19 protein-coding genes are annotated in these 16,841 nt (G+C 65.0%); 14 read left to right on the top strand and 5 right to left on the bottom strand.

The features are described from left to right. Window positions 1-9: 9 nt before the first annotated feature. A complete protein-coding gene (locus P9255_RS06755; protein WP_309766175.1) occupies window positions 10-318 on the bottom strand; it encodes an EF-hand domain-containing protein in 309 nt (102 codons plus the stop codon). A gap of 224 nt (window positions 319-542) precedes the next feature. On the opposite strand from P9255_RS06755, the gene P9255_RS06750 reads away from it, so the two are divergent. From P9255_RS06750 to P9255_RS06705, 10 genes are all read left to right on the top strand, one after another. Continuing rightward, window positions 543-854, top strand: coding sequence for a hypothetical protein (locus tag P9255_RS06750; RefSeq protein WP_309766174.1), 312 nt, complete (start codon window positions 543-545; stop codon window positions 852-854). A gap of 146 nt (window positions 855-1,000) precedes the next feature. Continuing rightward, window positions 1,001-1,279: a DUF3303 family protein gene (locus P9255_RS06745; protein ID WP_309766173.1), complete on the top strand. Its 279-nt coding sequence runs from the start codon at window positions 1,001-1,003 to the stop codon at window positions 1,277-1,279. A 43-nt stretch (window positions 1,280-1,322) separates the two neighbouring features. Further along, a complete protein-coding gene (locus P9255_RS06740; RefSeq protein ID WP_309766172.1) occupies window positions 1,323-2,159 on the top strand; it encodes a 3-keto-5-aminohexanoate cleavage protein in 837 nt (278 codons plus the stop codon). Between the two features lie 114 nt (window positions 2,160-2,273). After that, on the top strand, window positions 2,274-2,966 hold the full coding sequence (locus P9255_RS06735; RefSeq protein WP_309766171.1) for a FadR/GntR family transcriptional regulator: 693 nt from the start codon (window positions 2,274-2,276) through the stop codon (window positions 2,964-2,966). A 104-nt stretch (window positions 2,967-3,070) separates the two neighbouring features. Beyond that, the gene (locus P9255_RS06730) at window positions 3,071-4,009 is read left to right on the top strand and encodes a dihydrodipicolinate synthase family protein (protein WP_309766170.1); all 939 of its coding nucleotides are present in this window, start codon (window positions 3,071-3,073) and stop codon (window positions 4,007-4,009) included. Window positions 4,010-4,311: 302 nt separating this feature from the next. Continuing rightward, the gene (locus P9255_RS06725) at window positions 4,312-5,484 is read left to right on the top strand and encodes an extracellular solute-binding protein (protein WP_309766169.1); all 1,173 of its coding nucleotides are present in this window, start codon (window positions 4,312-4,314) and stop codon (window positions 5,482-5,484) included. 101 nt (window positions 5,485-5,585) lie between these two features. Continuing rightward, window positions 5,586-6,674, top strand: a complete 1,089-nt coding sequence (locus tag P9255_RS06720; protein ID WP_309766167.1) for an ABC transporter ATP-binding protein — start codon at window positions 5,586-5,588, stop codon at window positions 6,672-6,674. Beyond that, entirely contained in the window at window positions 6,671-7,537 is an 867-nt protein-coding gene (locus P9255_RS06715) for a sugar ABC transporter permease (protein WP_309766166.1), read from the top strand. Before P9255_RS06720 ends, P9255_RS06715 begins: the two co-directional genes overlap by 4 nt. Continuing rightward, complete coding sequence (locus tag P9255_RS06710; protein WP_309766165.1) at window positions 7,537-8,445, top strand: ABC transporter permease; 909 nt, start codon at window positions 7,537-7,539, stop codon at window positions 8,443-8,445. The genes P9255_RS06715 and P9255_RS06710 overlap by 1 nt, the downstream gene beginning before the upstream one ends. Continuing rightward, window positions 8,442-9,374, top strand: a complete 933-nt coding sequence (locus tag P9255_RS06705) for an aldose epimerase (RefSeq protein ID WP_309766164.1) — start codon at window positions 8,442-8,444, stop codon at window positions 9,372-9,374. The genes P9255_RS06710 and P9255_RS06705 overlap by 4 nt, the downstream gene beginning before the upstream one ends. 45 nt (window positions 9,375-9,419) lie before the next feature. Here P9255_RS06705 and P9255_RS06700 read toward each other — a convergent pair whose 3' ends face one another. Beyond that, on the bottom strand, window positions 9,420-9,872 hold the full coding sequence (locus tag P9255_RS06700; protein WP_309766163.1) for a histidine kinase: 453 nt from the start codon (window positions 9,870-9,872) through the stop codon (window positions 9,420-9,422). A gap of 175 nt (window positions 9,873-10,047) precedes the next feature. On the opposite strand from P9255_RS06700, the gene P9255_RS06695 reads away from it, so the two are divergent. Continuing rightward, a complete protein-coding gene (locus P9255_RS06695; RefSeq protein ID WP_309766162.1) occupies window positions 10,048-10,743 on the top strand; it encodes a response regulator transcription factor in 696 nt (231 codons plus the stop codon). A 127-nt stretch (window positions 10,744-10,870) separates the two neighbouring features. Beyond that, window positions 10,871-11,416 (top strand): hypothetical protein, encoded by a 546-nt coding sequence (locus tag P9255_RS06690; protein WP_309789271.1) that lies wholly within the window; start codon window positions 10,871-10,873, stop codon window positions 11,414-11,416. Window positions 11,417-11,426: 10 nt separating this feature from the next. On the opposite strand, the gene P9255_RS06685 is transcribed toward P9255_RS06690, so the two are convergent. Further along, the gene (locus P9255_RS06685; RefSeq protein WP_309766160.1) at window positions 11,427-11,774 is read right to left on the bottom strand and encodes a hypothetical protein; all 348 of its coding nucleotides are present in this window, start codon (window positions 11,772-11,774) and stop codon (window positions 11,427-11,429) included. A 300-nt stretch (window positions 11,775-12,074) separates the two neighbouring features. Between P9255_RS06685 and mprF the strand changes: the two genes are divergently transcribed. Beyond that, on the top strand, window positions 12,075-14,672 hold the full coding sequence (gene mprF / locus P9255_RS06680) for a bifunctional lysylphosphatidylglycerol flippase/synthetase MprF (RefSeq protein ID WP_309766159.1): 2,598 nt from the start codon (window positions 12,075-12,077) through the stop codon (window positions 14,670-14,672). Then, window positions 14,669-15,958, top strand: coding sequence for a virulence factor family protein (locus P9255_RS06675; RefSeq protein WP_404980272.1), 1,290 nt, complete (start codon window positions 14,669-14,671; stop codon window positions 15,956-15,958). Before mprF ends, P9255_RS06675 begins: the two co-directional genes overlap by 4 nt. A gap of 34 nt (window positions 15,959-15,992) precedes the next feature. On the opposite strand, the gene P9255_RS06670 is transcribed toward P9255_RS06675, so the two are convergent. Further along, a complete protein-coding gene (locus P9255_RS06670) occupies window positions 15,993-16,502 on the bottom strand; it encodes a DUF1993 domain-containing protein (RefSeq protein WP_309766158.1) in 510 nt (169 codons plus the stop codon). Between the two features lie 101 nt (window positions 16,503-16,603). Then, complete coding sequence (locus P9255_RS06665) at window positions 16,604-16,795, bottom strand: oxidoreductase-like domain-containing protein (RefSeq protein ID WP_309766157.1); 192 nt, start codon at window positions 16,793-16,795, stop codon at window positions 16,604-16,606. Window positions 16,796-16,841: the final 46 nt, after the last annotated feature.

The raw sequence follows: 16,841 nt of genomic DNA, 5'->3' as shown, positions 1-16,841 counted from the left end.
CGTGGAAATTCAGCGTTGCGCCGCGTGCTCGCGCAGGAAGACTTCGATTTGCGGCAGCGTGACATAACCGTTCTTTTGCGCGTCGATTTCGTCGAAGTGCCTGGCGACCATCGGCATGCCTGTTGCGGCCTGATCGCGCGTGAGCTTGCCGTCGTGCGTGGTGTTGGCCTGCGCGAAACGCGTCCTGAGCTTCGGCATGACCTGGGCGGCCTGCCCGATGTGCGGGCTCGCGCCCATCGGCTGCGTCGCGGTTTGCGCGTGCGCCGCGCCCGCGACCAGGGCGGCGCAAAAGGCGAGCACGGCGGCGATCTTGTGCATGTTTTCTCCTCGATTCGAACGCAACGTCGATGTGATTCTATTGAGCCGCGCGCCGATGGCAATGTCAGGGATGCTACGAAACATGTCGGCATGTTTCATCGCACCGCAGCGGGGCGTGCGCCGACATCGGGCGACACATCTTTCCGCTCACGATTCGCGCGGTCCTTCGCTATCGTTCTGCTGGCCGGCTCAGCCGCCCTTACTTTCGATGATCGAGGACATCCATGATGAACATCCGTCTTTTCAGCGCCACTGCCGTCGCCGCAATCGGTCTGACATGTGCGCAAGGCGCATCGGCCGCAACGACCGTCAGCGTCGCGTATGTCGCGCCCGCCGTGGTCTATGCGCCGCCGCGCCCGGTGTACTACTACGGGCCGCGCTACTACGTGCCTGCGCGGACCGTCGTCGTTGCGCCGGCGGTCGCGCCGGTTGCCGTCCTTCCGCCGCCACCGCCTCCGATCCCCGTGTATGCGCCTCCGGTGCGCGTCACGTATGCGCAGCGGGTGGTCGTTGCGCCTGTCGTCGTGATGCATTGAGGATAGTGCATCGTGAGCGCCGCGATATGCACGCGGGTCCGCTCCTTGCGCATCGCCTGCGATGCCGCCGTCATCGGCTCCTATACTGGATGAAACCGCATTGGACGAACGCGCCGATGCGGCATCGCCGGAAGGAGGGCCGAGCCATGCTATTCATCGTGAACTGGACCGCGCTGCCCGAAGTGCAGAAAACGGCAGCCGAACGCTTCTTGCAAAGCGGCGGTGCGCCGCCCGATGGCGTGCGCCTGCTGGGGCGCTGGCACGGCATCGGTTCGATACGCGGCTTCGCGGTGTGCGAGTGCAGCGAGGTCGAACCGATTGCGCAATGGGCGCTCGCGTGGGCCGACCTGTTCTCGCTCGACATCGTGCCCGCGATGACGGACGAACAGGTCGGCAAGCTGCTCGCACAAGCGGCCGGACGGTAAGGATCGTCGAAGGCGGGCATCGGTCATTCAAAAGGAGACAAGCGTGACGCAAGCCACCACCACCGAACCGTGCATCATATCCGTCGCCATTACGGGGTCCGTGCCGCGCAAGAAGGACAATCCCGCAGTGCCCATCACCATCGCCGAGCAGATCGAAAGCACGCACGAGGCTTACGAAGCGGGCGCGACGCTCGTTCATCTGCACGTTCGCGACGAGGACGAGAAGTCGAGCTCGGACCGGCATCGCTTTGCGGACCTTCAAGAGGGCATCCGCAAGCATTGCCCCGATATCATCATTCAGTTCTCCACAGGCGGGCGCGGACGATCGTTCGAGCAACGCGGCGCAATGCTCGACCTGAAGCCGGACATGGCGTCGCTGGCGACGGGATCGGTTAATTTCCCGACGATCGTCTATGAAAATCCGCCCGACTTCGTGCGCTCGCTCGCGCAACTCATGCTCGATCACGACGTGAAGCCCGAGATCGAAATCTTCGATCTGGCGATGCTCTACAGCACGGTCGATCTCGTGAATCAGGGCTTGCTCAGGCGGCCCGTCCACGTGCAGTTCGTGCTGGGTGTGAAGAACGCACTGCCGGCGCGTCGCGAGATTCTCGAATTCGAAGTCGCGCAACTGAAAAACCTGCTGCCCGATGCGACGTGGACGGCGGCGGGCATCGGACGTCATCAGCTCGAAGTGAATCACTGGACGCTGCAAATGGGCGGCCATTGCCGCACGGGGCTGGAAGACAACGTGCGCTGGGACAAGGACACGCTCGCGAAAAGCAATGCGCAACTCGTGGAACGCGTGGCGGCGTTGTGCGCGGAGTATGGGCGGCCGGTTGCGAGTGCGAAGGAGGCGCGGTTGTTGTTATCGCTCTGAGCGGGGTGGCGAGACGACTGGCGAAGCAGGGGGTTGCGGTTGTTCTTTGGACGGCAGTTACGGAATCTGTCTTACAATCGACTCCCAACCTGACAAGCACGCCACGGCGCGAACATGAACGAGCGCAAATCGCACGGCCTCGCCGACCGCATTTATAGCGATATCCTCAGCAGCATCATCGAAGGCGAGTTCAAGGAAGGCGATCGGCTCATGACCGAGCACGCGCTCGCCGAACGCTTCGCGACATCGCGGCCGACCGTCCGCGAGGCGCTGGCGCGTTTGCGCGCCGACGGGATCATCGTGACGCGACGCGGATCGGGGACCACGGTCGGCCGTCGGCCCGATCCGGACGTGCGCCGCTTCGCACCGCTCGAAACGCTGTCGGACATCCGGCGCTGCTACGAATTCCGCATCGTCACCGAAGCGGGCGCCGCCGAACTGGCGGCGCAGAAGGCGGACGACGACGACATCCGCGCGATTCAGGACGCGTGGGACCAGTTGCAACGCATCGTCGAAGCGCAGCAGGGCATCGGTGCAAGCGACGATTTCGCGTTTCACCTTGCCGTGGCCCGCGCCTCCAGAAATCAGTTCTTCATCTCGGCGTTGTCGTTCATCGAAGAGCAGGTGGTATTCAGCATGAACCTGTCGCGCAATCTGTCGCTCGTGAAGACGTTGGAGCGGCAGCGGCTCGTTCAGCGCGAACATCTCGATGTGCTCGAGGCGATCCGCGCCGGAGATTCTGCTCGCGCCGCGCACTCGATGAAAACGCATCTCGAAAGCGCGCTGAACCGCATGTTCGGCGACTAGTTGTCATACGACTCATGTAAGCGTCCTCGCAGGCGGCTGAAGTTGTTTGACAACTTTGAATCCGCTTGATACTTTCGCCCATCCACCCAATGCGATGAGGCGCCATGAAAGTCGATCCTGTAGCAGTCAGCGAGTTCTCCGAGTCCGTCATGGCCGTGCCGCCGCTCGCGCGACGCACCGACCTGACGCTTGCGCCGGAGCAGAACCGCGTGCTGGTCCGCCATATCGAGGCGGGCGGAATACGCACGCTCCTGTACGGCGGCAACGCGAACCTTTATCACGTCGCGGTCAGCGAATACCAAGAGTTGCTTGACATGTTGGCCGAAAGCGCCGGTCCGCAAACGCGCGTGATTCCGGCTATCGGCCCGGACTACGGCAAGATGCTCGACCAGGCGCGCATCCTCGCGCAGACGCAGTACCGCACAGCGATGGTCCTGCCCCTCGCCGGCTTCACGACGCCGCGAGGCGTGGCCGATGGACTGAAGCGCCTCTGCGATATCGCCGGGATGCCGTTCACGCTTTATATCAAGAGCGAGGACTATATCGACGTCGATACGCTCGCCGCGCTGGTCGCCGATGGCACGCTGCTCGCCGTGAAGTACGCGATCGTCCGCGCCGATCCGTCTGACGACCCTTATCTGCGCCGCTTGCTGCAGAGCGTGCCGGCATCGCAGGTCGTGTCGGGGATGGGAGAGCGTCCGTCGCTCATCCATATACGCAACTTTGGGCTGGCTACGTGGACGACCGGCTCCGGCTGCATCGCGCCGCACGCAGTGATGGCGCTGCTGCGCGCCGCCAGATCCGCCGATTGCGGCCCGGCCCGGCTCATTCACGAGCGCTTCCTCCCGCTCGAAACCCTGCGCGACGATATCTCGCTGATTCGCGTGCTCCATGATGCCGTGACGCTTTCGGGCATCGCCGACATGGGCCCGATTCTGCCGCTGCTCAGCGCCACGCCCGAACACGCGCTGCCCGCCGTCGAAAGTGAAGCGCGCGCGCTGCTCGCTTTCGACCGCTCCGTGGTGAACGGCGTGACCGCGTAACACGAAGGAAAACCCGGTTAAAAAGCGGTTAAACAAGTCGGGTAACAAGCGGTTCGGGTATATCCCGAGCATTTCGTCCAGCGCCACGACACACGCGGACAAGACGCCTTTCGCCGCGTCTGGGAAACACGCGGAGCCGCTTGCGATTTGCTTGACATACGATGATTCGGTTGGCTATTTTTCAGCTTCGTGAGCTAATGACGGACCGCGAGGACGCAAACCGACACGACAAGACCACGCGGCCCCGGCACAAAACCAGAACGAAGTTCCAACAGCGGTTGCGAGAGAAGTGAGGAGACAACATGGCTTTCAAGGCAGGACTGTCAGTGAGACTGGCGGCGGTGTGCGTCGCCGTGAGCGCGGCGTTCGCGACTAGCGCGGCCCATGCGGCCGACCCCGTGGCGATCAACATCGTCGATGTCGCGGGCAATCTTCAACTGACGCAAAAGGGCTTCGAGGCGTTCAAGGCCAAGTACCCGAACCTGGTTTCGAGCATCACGTTCACCAACGCGCCCGCGCCGCAGCTGCCGGGCAAGATCAAGGCGATGCAGGCGGCCGGCCGCTCGGACATCGACCTCGTCGTGACGGGCACCGATGCGCTCGCCGCAGGCATCCAGCAAGGTCTGTGGGAAAAGCTGCTGCCCGAGCAGTCGGCTGTGTTCCCCGGCGTGCTCGACAAGTACGCGCCGGGTCCGCGCAAGATGCAGGACATCGCGCAGGGTTACGGGCTGGAAGTCACCTACATGCCCGCCGGTCCGCTGCTCGAATACAACCCGGCGAAGGTCAGCGATCCGCCGAAGACGCCCGAGCAGTTGCTCGCATGGTGCAAGGCGCATCCGAACAAGCTGATCTACGCGCGCCCGGCCAACTCCGGTCCCGGCCGCACCTTCCTGATGGGCCTGCCTTACGTGCTCGGCGACAAGAATCCGACCGATCCGATCAACGGCTGGGACAAGACCTGGGCGTTCCTCAAGCAGCTGAACGAATGTATTCCTTACTATCCGGGCGGAACATCGGCGGTGATGAAGGAGCTCGGTGAAGGCACGCGCGACATGACCGTCACCGTCACCGGATGGGACATCAACCCGCGCGCGCTCGGCATCGTGCCGGCCGAGTTCAGGGTGCAGGCGTTCGACAACATGACGTGGGTGAACGACGCCCACTACATGGTGATCCCGAAGGGCGTGCCGAAAGAAAAGCTCGACGTGCTCTACAAGCTGATGAACTTCATGCTCGAGCCCGCGCAGCAGGCGATGACGTATGACGACGGCTACTTCTATCCCGGCCCCGCCGTGAAAGACGTGCCGCTGTCCGCCGCGCCCGCGAAGAGTCAGGAAGTGATCCAGAAGTTCGGCCGCCCAGAGTACGCGAAGCTGCTCGCCGACCGTCCGCACGTGGTGCCGCTGAATGCGCAATCGATGGTCGCCGCGTTCCAGAAATGGGACCGCGAAATCGGCGCGCAGAAGACCAAGTAACCGGCGGGGCATTGCCATGAGACGGCGGCGCTCCTTCCGAGGGGCGTCGCCGCTTGCACGAAGAGCACAGCAAGAGCGCGGAAAGAGCGCGGGAAATCGTCATGAAGCACACTTTTGAGCAGTTGCGCCTGGATTCGGTCTCGCGCAGCTTCACCAACGCGGAAGGGCATCAGCTCGCCGCGCTGAAGGGCCTCGATCTCGACATTCAGCGCGGCGAATTCATCGCGCTGCTGGGACCGTCGGGTTGCGGCAAGTCCACCGCGCTGAACTGCATCGCCGGCTTGCAGCCGTTGACGGGCGGCGGCATCTGGCTGGACGACAAGCGTATCGACATCCTGCCGCCCGAGAAGCGCGGCTTCGGCATGGTGTTCCAGAACTACGCGCTGTTTCCGCACATGTCCGTGCTCGATAACGTCGGCTTCGGACTGAAGATGCGCGGCGTGTCGAAGGCCGAGGCGGTCAGGCGCGCGAAAGCGGCGCTGCAACTGGTGCAGCTTATCGGCCACGACGCCAAGCTGCCCGGACAACTGTCGGGCGGCCAGCAGCAGCGCGTGGCGATCGCGCGCGCGATCGTCATTGAACCGCCGCTCGTGCTGATGGACGAGCCGCTGTCCAACCTCGATACCAAGCTGCGCATCGAAATGCGTGCCGAGATCCGGCGCATTCACGGCAAGCTCGAACGCGCGACGATCTACGTGACGCACGACCAGGACGAAGCATTGTCGATGGCCGATCGCATCGTCGTGATGAAAGAGGGCGTGGTGCAGCAAGTGGCGTCGCCGAAGGAAGTCTATTCGCGGCCGAAGAACCTGCACGTCGCGCGCTTCATGGGCTTTCGCAATGTCGTGCCGTTCATGCTCGAAGGCACGCAGGGCGAGTCGGTCGCCGCGAGCGCGAACGGCGTGCGGCTGCTGGGCACGCCGATGGAAGGCTTCGACAGCAAGAACGTCAGCTTCGCGCTGCGTCCCGAAGACATCGAGCGTGCATCGCCCGGCGATCAGAACGCGTTCGATGCCCACGTCGAAACCGTCGAGTACGGCGGCCGCGATTCGCTCATCATCGTGAACACGGCGTTCGGCAAGCTGTGGGCGCGCATCGTGGGCGAGTGCGCGGAAGGCGAGCGCATTGCGTTGCGCGTCGCGCCGTCGAAGGCGCTCGTCTATGGACAAGAACGCGGAGAAGTCAAATGATCGCGGCCCCCGCGCAGCCACGCGATCCGAAAGGCTGGCTCGTCACGCCGGCGCTGGTTTTCATCGTCGCGCTGTTCATTTATCCGTTCGCCTACGGACTGATGCTGTCGTTCAATCCGATGAACGGCGGCGGCGTCTGGGCCAACTACATCACGTTCTTCACCGATACGTCGATGTGGCCGACGATCATCGTCACGCTGAAGCTCGCGGTGTCGGCGACGATCATCAACGTCGGCGTGTCGGTGCCGGTGGCGTTCGCGCTCAGGCGTTCGTCGCCGTATCAGAAGTTCGCGACGACGCTGCTCGTGATTCCGGTCACGCTCGGCACCGTGTTGATCGCCGACGGCATGCTCACGTACTTCAGCCCGAACGGCTGGTTCCCGCAGGCCGTGCAGGCGCTGCATCTCTATGGCGACGAAGTGCGGCTCACGCACAACTACTGGGGCGTGCTGATTTCGCTCATCGTGTCGGGCTTTCCGTTCGCGTTCCTGCTGACGCTTTCGTACGTGACGGGCATCGACCCGACGCTCGCGCGCGCAGCGGCCACGCTCGGCGCGAGTCCGTGGCAGCAGTTTCGGCAGATTTATCTGCCGCTGCTGCTGCCGGGCCTCACGATGACCGCGTGCCTGTCGTTCGTGCAGGCGTTCTCGGTGTTCCCGTCGGCGGTGCTGCTCGGCGCGCCGGCAGGCCCGACGCGCGTCATTTCGATCGCCGCATCGGAGGCCGCGTTCGAGAATTACGACTACTCGCTGGCATCGACGATCGCGATCGTCATGGGCTTCGTGCAGCTGCTCGTCGTGGGCGGCATGCTCGGCGCACGGCGCTTCTTCTACACGGGTCCGGTGACGGGAGGCAAGGGATAATGGCTACCGACAATCGCGCGGCTTCCGCCTGGCAAGCCCCGGCTCCGACTCAACGATCCGGCAAGAACATGAAACAGCATGCGAGCCTGCGCGACAGGCTTTGGAAGTTCTTCGTCTGGACGACGATGGGCTTCTTTCTCCTCAACGTCCTGTTGCTGATCGCGACGGTGGCGGTGAATTCCATCGCGACGCGCTGGTTCGGCACGCTGCTGCCGCAGGGCTTCACGCTGCACTGGTATGCGCAGGCCTGGAGCGATTTCCAGCTGTCGAGCGTGTTGCTCGTGACGCTCGAAGTGGTCGGCGCGGTGGTGCTGCTGTCCATCGTGCTCGGCGTGCCGGCCGCGTATGCGCTTGCGCGCGTGCAGTTTCCCGGCAAGCGCATCGCGATGCTGATCTTCCTGCTGCCGCTGATGGTCCCGCCCGTGACGTACGGCATTCCGATGGCGACGGTCATGTACAAGTTCCATCTGGCCGGCACGCTGACCGGCGTGATCCTCGCGAATCTCGTGCCGGCGCTGCCGTTCGTGATTCTCGTGATGACGCCGTTCATCGAACAGATCGACCCGAATCTGGAATCCGCCGCGCGTATCTTCGGGGCGAACACGGCCCGGTATTTCCGCTACGTGCTGTTGCCGCTGCTCGTGCCCGGCATGCTGGCGGCGGGGCTGCTGGTGCTGGTGCGGACCATCGGCATGTTCGAGCTGACGTTCTTCACCGCGGGGCCGACGACACAGACGCTCGTCGTCGCCCTGTACTACGCGGTCTTTTCGACGGGCGTGCGCGCGCCGCAATCCATCGACGCAATGGCGATGATCTACATGGCCATCACGCTGATCTGGGTGCTGATTGCGCTGCAGTTCGTGAGTCCGACGCAGCTCGTCTCGCGCGTGAAGGAGCAGCGGCAGTGACGCGCGCGGTCGCCGCGTTGAAGGCGGAGCCGCTGCTGCGGATCGCGAGCGGGGCGCATCGTCTGGTGGTCGCGCCAGCGGCGGGCGGGCGCATCACGCGCTTCACGAGCGACGATGCTCGAGGCACGCACGACTGGCTCGTGCCGGTCACCGCGTCGGCCTGGCCGTGCGACGCGTGGCCGAAGGGCGGCAGCTATCCGCTCGTGCCGTTTTCGAATCGCGTGCGCGACGCGCATTTCCCCGCACCCGATGGCGCGCGCATCGAACTGGCCACGTTTCCCGGCATGACGCACGCGCTGCACGGCTTCGGCCAGTACGCGGCGTGGCGCGTCGAGCGGCACGATGCGGACCGCATCGAAATGCACTATTCGCATCGCGAAGGCGAGCACGGCTGGCCGTGGGCGTTCGAAGCGATACAGACGGTCGAAGCGACTGCCGATGGCGCGCGCCTGTCGATGCGCGTCATCAATCGTTCCTCACGGCCGATGCCCGCGGGCTTCGGTTTCCATCCGTATTTCGCCGCGCACGAAGCCGAACTGGACGCCACGACGCTCTGGCGTCACGAAGGGGAAATTGCGGTCGGCCTGTCGGACGAAGCGCCGCCGCATCGTCATGTCAGGGAGGACGACGGTTATACGCGCTATCTCAGCGGCTGGAACGGCCGCGCGACGCTGCGTTATGCCGATGGCCGCACGCTCGCGCTCGTCGCCGACGGCGCGTTGAATCACGTCGTCGTGCATTGTCCGGCGGGCGCGGGGTATCTGTGCGTCGAGCCGGTTTCGCACGTCAGCGACGGTTTCAACCTGCATGCGCAGGGCATGGCCGGGACCGGTATCGTCGTGGCGCCGCCAGGTAGTGAAATAAAGGCGTCGCTCGTGATGGCAGCCGGCGCAAGCCCGCACGCGCACCGCGCCGGCGGCGCCGCCTGACCCGCGCTTCGACGCAGCGGCACGCGTTCGTCGAGTGCATGGCGCTCACCTGGCAACGGGCGTGGAGAAGAACGCATCGACCATATCGACGATGCGCCATGTCGAACACGGCCGGCGGCAATGCGCGTCGAAGCCGGCGTCCTTCAGCGATTCGACGGAATCGGCAGGCCATACGTTGCTCATCGCGACGAGCAGACGCCCGGTGACGCCGGCATCCATGCGCAGCGTGCGGATGAACACATAGCCCGATTCGCTGTCGAGACTCGTATCGAGCGCGAGTGCCTGCGGACGCCAGCTGTGCACGAGCGAGCGCACCGAGCCGAGATCCTGCGAATGAATGACCTGCAGGCCTTTGCCTCGCAGTTGCAGCGCGAGCGAATCGCCGATCGACTTGTCCCGGTGCGCGATCAGGACGCGCCGCGCTGAACCGCCGGCGGGTGCGCGCTTGATGCGCCACAACGCGAATTCGCTTTCGTGATCGGCTGATCGGGGCGACATGGCATCCTCCTCTTCGTCATGCGCCCAGTGTCGACCTTGCGCCGCCGCAGCCCAACCCGGCTCCGGCGGGGAGTTACGGAGTTTTTCGGATACCCGCGCATGTATCCCTTCGAAAGGAGGGATGGGAAGCCGGGCAGGGCGCGCGTAACATCGAAAGCGTTCTCGGGGACTCGCAATGGAAAACGGCTATTTCAAAACAGTATTGCTGGTGGAGGACGAGGGGCTCACCAGGAGCGCGATGAAAAGCCTCATCCTGGCGAACGAGCCGCTGCTCGATATCGACGAGGCCGACGGCTTCGAGCAGGCGAAAGCCAAGCTCGCGGCGAACTCGTACGATCTCATGTTCCTCGACTACAACCTGCGCGGCCAGGCGACCGGCATCGATTTGCTCAACTGGATACGCGAGGAGGAGCGCGAGGTTCAGACCATCATGCTGTCCGCGCAGGACGACCGCGATACCGTGCTCGAATGCATCCGCCAGGGCGCGTGCGGATTCATCTCCAAGGGCAGCGAGCAGGGCGCGAGCGTGTTTCGCGAGGCGCTCAAGACCATCCTCAACGGACGCGTCTATCTGCCGAACACCGTGCTCGGCAAGGGCGGCCACAGTCCCAAGCCGGTTTCCACGCATTCCGGCGTGACCATCGAATCGCTCGATCTGCCGCCGCGCCTCACCGAAACACTGCGCTATCTGCTGCAAGGGCTGTCGAACAAGGCCATCGCGCGCAAGATGAATATCAGCGAAAACACCGCAAAGGAATACTCGAGCGACCTGCTCGCGCGCTTTCACGTGACGCGGCGAACGTTTCTCATCGTCGAGATGGCGCGGCGGGGAATCGAGATGCCGATGGGGAATACCTCGTCGGCTTCGTGAGTCTTCAGACGGCGTCTGTCCTTATTCTCAAAAATCCGAGCATTGCCCGCCGGGATGGTAAGGTAACGCCAGGACTATTTCTAAGACGGGATGAGTGCAGGTGAATAGCAGGTCGATGGTCAACAGAATGAAAGGCGCCGGCAAGGCGCTCGCGTGTTTCGCGGCAATTTCAACGGCGTTCGCCCTCGGCGCGTGCGCGCCCCTTCCCGAGCAGCAAGCCAGTGCCGACGCGGCCGCGGCCGCTTCTGCCGCATCGGCGGCACGGGCGGCGAGCGCCGCTGCCGCGGCATCCAAGGCCGCCGCGCCCGCGCCGGGGCCGACGGAACAGCGCATCGTCGTGGGCGGGGCGAGCGGGTATCGCATGACCGTCAAGGCGACGCCGCCCGCGCAGGTCTGCGACAACCAGGCGTTCGCCGATGGCGTCCGATACGGCTACGCGCTGACCTGGAACCGGCTCGTCGGCGAGGAAATGCGCAGCGGCACCGGCAAGTTGACCAGGCGCAAGCTCGGCAAGTTCGACGCGTCCGCCGTCCACTCGCTCGACGACGAATACAAAATCCAGTGGAACGGCAAGGAGCGCACCAACGCCTGCGCGTCGGACGGCTATCTGATCGGGCGCATCATCGGCACGCATCTGGCGGGCGAGGACCTGCGCAACGGCAAGCCCTCGTAAGCGCGAGCCGTCAGTCGCACGCGTGCGTGGCCGTCACATAGCGGCTCGCCGCGATGTCGCCATAGACCGTATAGCCGGTGCCTCTCGCGGCGGGTTGCGCGACGACGAGCACCACCGATGCGCCGCCCGCCCCTTTCACCGACACCGCCTGGCTATCCGTGCCGAGTGCGTACTCGCGCACCGGGCCGCCGAGCGGCGTCCATCTGTCCTTCACGCAGCGGGCGAAATCGAAGGTCGCCAGCGTCGACGTGCCCGAGCCGATCGGCACGGTCTTGAGTAGGGCGTCGTCCGTGGTCGCGCATCCCGCCAACGCCAGCGTGAAACAGCCCATTAACGCATTTGCGACAGTTTTTCTCATATATCCGAAGCCTCCGTGAGCGGGTTTCGCTTAGTCTGTGCGTCGCTGATCCGCGATGCGCTACCTCCGGGAGCAGCCATCGCTCCCGGCAACGACGGATCACGCGATAGCAGTCAAGTCGGGTCAACCGTAGCCGTTATACAGACGTTTCCTACTGCGGAACGTTTCATACGGTGCGAGCGCAACGGCGAAGAGCCGAAGCCGCTCCTACTGTGCATCACACGCGGCCCCACACAACGATTGGCGCAGCAGCCGGCGGTTTCATCGTCAGGCAGCGGCGCGAGCAGGTTCACACTACGCATGTCTCGCAGAAAGTTGTTCGCACGGCTTCGCGCCCACTCGACGCCCGGAAATTCCGAAGGCACCCCCGCCGATCTGCAGCGCTTCGTGACGCCCGCGCTGACGGTCGTCGTGTGTGCGCTGCTGCTGGTCGTCTTTCAGCACCTGTCCCATTCGGTCGATTACAAGTCGGTCGTCCGTTCGCTGCGTCTGCTCACGCCGCAAGCGTGGGGCGGCGCGCTGTTCGCAACCGCGCTCAGCTTTGCCGCGCTCGTCGGGCGCGACGCCATCGGCTTGCGTCATATCGGCGCGACCGTGCCGCGCTCGCTGCTGTGGGTCGGTGCGACGGTCGGTTCCGCGCTCGGCAACGTCACCGGCTTCGGCGCGCTGACAGGCGGTGCGGTGCGCTGCCGCGTGTACGGCGCAGCCGACGTCACCCCCGCGCAAGTGGGCCGTCTGTCGGTGTTCACGGGCGTGACGCTCGCGCTGTCGCTCGCATTCATGACGGCGGTCGGCATGGTCGCTTCGGCGGGCACGCTCGCCGGCATGATGCATCTTTCCCCTGCCACGCTCCGTGCGATCGGCGCGGCGCTGCTCGCCGTGTTCGCCGCGATGCTCGTGTTCTGCGGACGGGAGCAGCGGACGCTGCGTTCCCGCTGGAAGTGGCTCGCGTTCAACGTGCCGACGCGCCGCGATTTCATCGCGCAGACGGCGCTCGCCATCTTCGATGTCTTCGGCGCAGGGCTCGCGCTCTGGGCGATGCTGCCGGGCACGCACGTCGGTCTCGGCGACTTCATGACGGTCTTCTCGGCGGCGATGCTGCTCGGCATGATCGGCCATACGCCGGGCGGGGTCGGCGTGTTCGAGGCGGCGATGGTCTTCGCGCTCGGCCGCGACGTCGCGACGCCCGACGTGCTTGCCGCGCTGCTCGCGTACCGCGCCATCTACTTCGGCCTGCCGCTGATCCTCTCCGCCGGCGTGATGGCCGCGTTCGAAGGCCGCGCGCTGAAAGGACGCTTCGCGTTCCTGCATCCACATCGCGTATCGCAGCTTGCGCCGCTGTTTCTCGCGATCGTCACGTTCGCAGCCGGCTCGATGCTCGTGATCTCCGGCGCGACGCCCGCGTTCAAGATGCGCATCGCGTTGCTGCAGACAGTCGTGCCGCTGTGGGTGCTCGAAAGCTCGCAACTGCTCGGCAGCGTGCTCGGCGTGCTGCTGCTGTTCGTCGCGCGCGGTCTGATGCGCCGGCTCGACGCCGCGTGGTGGCTCGCGCTGATCCTCGCGGTGGCGAACTTCGCGCTGTCGCTGGCAAAGGGTCTGGCCTTCATCGAAGCGGGCGTGCTCGCGTTCCTGATCGTGCTGCTCGTGGCGACGCGCGAGCGCTTCAATCGGCGGGCATCGCTCTTTGCGGAACGCTTCACGCTGACGTGGCTGTTCTCGGTCGGCATGGTGATGGCGGTGGCCGTGTGGATCATGTTCTTCGCTTTCCGCGACGTCCCGTACGACACCGACCTCTGGTGGCAATTCGCCTTCGACGAGCGCGCGCCGCGTGCGTTGCGGGCGACGCTGGCCGCGGGTCTGTTCGCCTCGGCGTTCGCGGTGTGGCAACTGTTGCGTCCGGCGGCGGGCCGCTTCGTGAAGCCCGCGCCGCAGGACCTCGCCGATGCCGCGCGCATCTTTCGCGCACAGGAGCGCAGCGACGCGGGCCTCGCGATGATGGGCGACAAGAGTTTCCTCTTCTCCGAATCGCGCGAAGTCTTCCTGATGTACGCAAAGCACGGCCGCACGTGGGCGGCGCTGCACGATCCCGTCGGCCCGCGCAGCGAGTGGGCGGGGCTGATCCGCGAGTTCGTCGCGCTCGCGCACAGGCATAACGGCCGCGCGGCCTTCTATCAGGTGCGCGCCGATGCGCTGCCGCTCTATCTCGACGCCGGCCTCACGCTCATGAAACTCGGCGAGGAAGCGCACGTCGCGCTGTCGGATTTCGACCTGAAGGGATCGCACCGCGCCCATCTGCGCTATGCGCTCAAGCGCGGCGAACGCGACGGCTTCGACACCGAGCTGATCGGTCCCGAGCGCATCGCCGAATGCATGCCGATGCTGCGGGAGATTTCCGACGCCTGGCTCGACAGCCGCTCCGCGCGCGAGAAGAGCTTCTCGGTTGCCGCGTTCAACGACGACTATCTGGCGGCGCAATCCGTGCTGCTCGTGCGCCAGCAGGGCGCGCCGGTCGCGTTCGTCACGTTCATGACGACGGACCTCAACACCGAAGCGACCGTCGGCGTGATGCGCCATGTCGCGGATGCATCGCCGTATGCGATGGAGTACCTCTTCACGAAGCTCGCGCTGCATCTGAAGGAAGCCGGGTTCCGCTCGCTGTCGCTCGGCATCGCACCGCTTTCGGGGATGGAGCCGACGCCGCTTGCGTCGCACTGGCATCGGCTGGCAGGGCTGGTATGGCGTTTCGGCGGGCGTTTCTACAACTTCCGCGGCTTGCGCGGATTCAAGAGCAAGTTTCAGCCGCACTGGGAGCCGCGCTATCTGGCGGCATCCGGTTCGGTCGGCGTATTTTTCACTTTGGCGGACCTTTCGCTGCTGGCGGGAGGCTGGCGTTCATGATTCATTCTTGCAAGAAACTGGCGGCGCTCGCGGCAGCCGCCGTGTGCGGCATGTCGATGTTCGGCGCGGCGCACGCAACCACCATTGCGGGCGGCCGCTACGGGCAGGTGACGCTCACGAAGCCGGCAGGCGAACTGACGGGCTTCGTCGTCCTGTTCTCCGATAAAACCGGCTGGAGTCCCGCCGATACGCAGGCCGCCGATGCGCTCGCCGCCAAAGGCGCCATGGTCGTCGGCGTCGATACGCCTCGCTATGCCGCGCGCCTCGCGACCGAGAAGAAGGAGACGTGCCACAACCTCGTCGGCGATGCCGAGGACATGAGCCATCAACTCGAACGCACGGTGCAGACGAGCCGCTATTTCTCGCCGATCTTCGCGGGCACGGGACAAGGCGCGATGGTGAGCGAGCAGGCCTTGACGCAGGCGCCCGACAACACGGTGGCGGGCGCGGTGTCGCTGGCGGCGGATGCGCAGCTCGATGCGCGCTTCAAGCCCTGTCCGCCCGATCCGACGATCATCCATATGAAGGGGCTGCCCGGTTTCATGGAACGCGCCGCGCTGCAGCCGGGCCGCGCGAGAGCCGATGCGATCGTCGCAATGACGGCGCCGCATCTGAAGAAGCCCGACGCACCCGTCGATAACGATGTCTCCGATCTGCCGCTCATCGAACTGCGCGCCGCGCGGCCAACCGATCTGCTCGCGATCGTCATTTCCGGCGACGGCGGCTGGCGCGACCTCGACAAGACGATGGCGCTCGCGCTGCAGCGTGATGGCGTATCGGTGATCGGCATCGACTCGCTGCGTTATTTCTGGAGCGAGAAGTCGCCCGAACGAACGGCAGCGGATCTCGCGCGCGTGATTCGCACGTACAACGCGCGCTGGCATACGAGCCATGTGGCGCTGGTCGGCTATTCGTTCGGCGCGGACGTGATGCCGTTCGCGTACAACCGCCTGCCCGATGCGGTGCGCGGGCAGGTGTCCTATGTCTCGCTGATGGGCTTCGCGCCCGAGGCGGATTTTCAGATTCGCGTAACGGGCTGGCTCGGCATGAAAGCGAGCGGGAAAGCGCTGAAGGTCAAGCCGGAACTGGCGAAGCTGCCGCCCGCGATGGTCCAGTGCATTTATGGCGAAAAAGAAGACGATACCCTGTGCCCGACGCTCACGAAATCGGGCGTCGAAGTGGTGAAGCTGCCCGGCGATCACCACTTCGGCGGCGATTACGACGCGCTCGCGCGGCGCATCCTGGCCGGCTGGCGCAAGCAGATCGCGGCGCGCGCCGGGGCGTGAGTCGCCTCGAGCGCCGGACGCTTCAGGCTGACGCTCAGTTCAGCGCGCCGAGATAATCGCGCTTGCCGATCGGCGCGCCCAGATGGCGCAGGATGTCGTGCGTCGTCACGACGTGGAAGTAGAAGTTCGGCAGCCCGAAGCCCAGCAGATAGTCCACGCCTGAAAACGATGGCGAGAAGTCCGGGAACTTGAGCGTGACCGTGCGCGTTTCGCTATCGGCGAGCGCGGCCTTGTCGATGCTTTTCAGATACGCGACGGTCTTCGCAATGCGCTCCTGCAATGCCGCGAAGCTGTCCTCGTCGTCCTCGAAACGCGGCGCTTCGACGCCCGACAGGCGTTGCGCGGAGAGCTTCGCCGTATCGCTGGCGCGCTGGACCTGCGCGGCGAGCGGCAACATGTCGGGCGCGAGGCGCGCGCCGATGACATCCGCGTGAGCGAGGCCTTTTTCATCGGCGAAGGCGGCGCCTTTTTGCAGCAGGGACGCGCAAACCTCCAGCCCGCGAATGAAAACCGGAATCGACGCGCGATACATCGAAAGGGACATGGTCTTGCGCTCCTTGGCGTTGTGCGGACCGCGATGGTCCTTTTGTCGAAAGGACGACAAGGATAGCGCTGTGCGTTGCGGGACGCTCGAATGGCCGGCCGCTATCCGTGCGCGCCCGGCGCATGCCGCGCTTCCCACGCGCGCAATTGCTGTTCGTAGCGTTCGAGCGCTTCGTCGTAGCGATCGAAGACGCACGGATGACAGCCGCTATGACAGCAATCGTCCGGCGACGGGCGCTCGGGCGGCGCCGGGCGTGGATCGTCGGCGGATGAGTCGGCAATTACATTGGACAAGGTCGTTTTCTCGCTTTGGCGCACGCACGCTCCCATTGTGCAACTC

Source organism: Caballeronia sp. LZ019, assembly GCF_031450825.1.
Taxonomy (GTDB): domain Bacteria; phylum Pseudomonadota; class Gammaproteobacteria; order Burkholderiales; family Burkholderiaceae; genus Caballeronia.
This window is presented reverse-complemented; position numbering and strand designations above follow the sequence as displayed.

Excerpts from the sequence above, each read along its gene's own strand:
- P9255_RS06755 (WP_309766175.1), bottom strand. The coding sequence starts at position 318 with ATGCACAAGATCGCCGCCGTGCTCGCCTTTTGCGCCGCCCTGGTCGCG.
- P9255_RS06750 (WP_309766174.1), top strand. The coding sequence starts at position 543 with ATGATGAACATCCGTCTTTTCAGCGCCACTGCCGTCGCCGCAATCGGT.
- P9255_RS06745 (WP_309766173.1), top strand. The coding sequence starts at position 1,001 with ATGCTATTCATCGTGAACTGGACCGCGCTGCCCGAAGTGCAGAAAACG.
- P9255_RS06735 (WP_309766171.1), top strand. The coding sequence starts at position 2,274 with ATGAACGAGCGCAAATCGCACGGCCTCGCCGACCGCATTTATAGCGAT.
- P9255_RS06730 (WP_309766170.1), top strand. The coding sequence starts at position 3,071 with ATGAAAGTCGATCCTGTAGCAGTCAGCGAGTTCTCCGAGTCCGTCATG.
- P9255_RS06725 (WP_309766169.1), top strand. The coding sequence starts at position 4,312 with ATGGCTTTCAAGGCAGGACTGTCAGTGAGACTGGCGGCGGTGTGCGTC.
- P9255_RS06720 (WP_309766167.1), top strand. The coding sequence starts at position 5,586 with ATGAAGCACACTTTTGAGCAGTTGCGCCTGGATTCGGTCTCGCGCAGC.
- P9255_RS06715 (WP_309766166.1), top strand. The coding sequence starts at position 6,671 with ATGATCGCGGCCCCCGCGCAGCCACGCGATCCGAAAGGCTGGCTCGTC.
- P9255_RS06710 (WP_309766165.1), top strand. The coding sequence starts at position 7,537 with ATGGCTACCGACAATCGCGCGGCTTCCGCCTGGCAAGCCCCGGCTCCG.
- P9255_RS06700 (WP_309766163.1), bottom strand. The coding sequence starts at position 9,872 with ATGTCGCCCCGATCAGCCGATCACGAAAGCGAATTCGCGTTGTGGCGC.
- P9255_RS06695 (WP_309766162.1), top strand. The coding sequence starts at position 10,048 with ATGGAAAACGGCTATTTCAAAACAGTATTGCTGGTGGAGGACGAGGGG.
- P9255_RS06690 (WP_309789271.1), top strand. The coding sequence starts at position 10,871 with ATGAAAGGCGCCGGCAAGGCGCTCGCGTGTTTCGCGGCAATTTCAACG.
- P9255_RS06685 (WP_309766160.1), bottom strand. The coding sequence starts at position 11,774 with ATGAGAAAAACTGTCGCAAATGCGTTAATGGGCTGTTTCACGCTGGCG.
- mprF (WP_309766159.1), top strand. The coding sequence starts at position 12,075 with ATGTCTCGCAGAAAGTTGTTCGCACGGCTTCGCGCCCACTCGACGCCC.
- P9255_RS06675 (WP_404980272.1), top strand. The coding sequence starts at position 14,669 with ATGATTCATTCTTGCAAGAAACTGGCGGCGCTCGCGGCAGCCGCCGTG.
- P9255_RS06670 (WP_309766158.1), bottom strand. The coding sequence starts at position 16,502 with ATGTCCCTTTCGATGTATCGCGCGTCGATTCCGGTTTTCATTCGCGGG.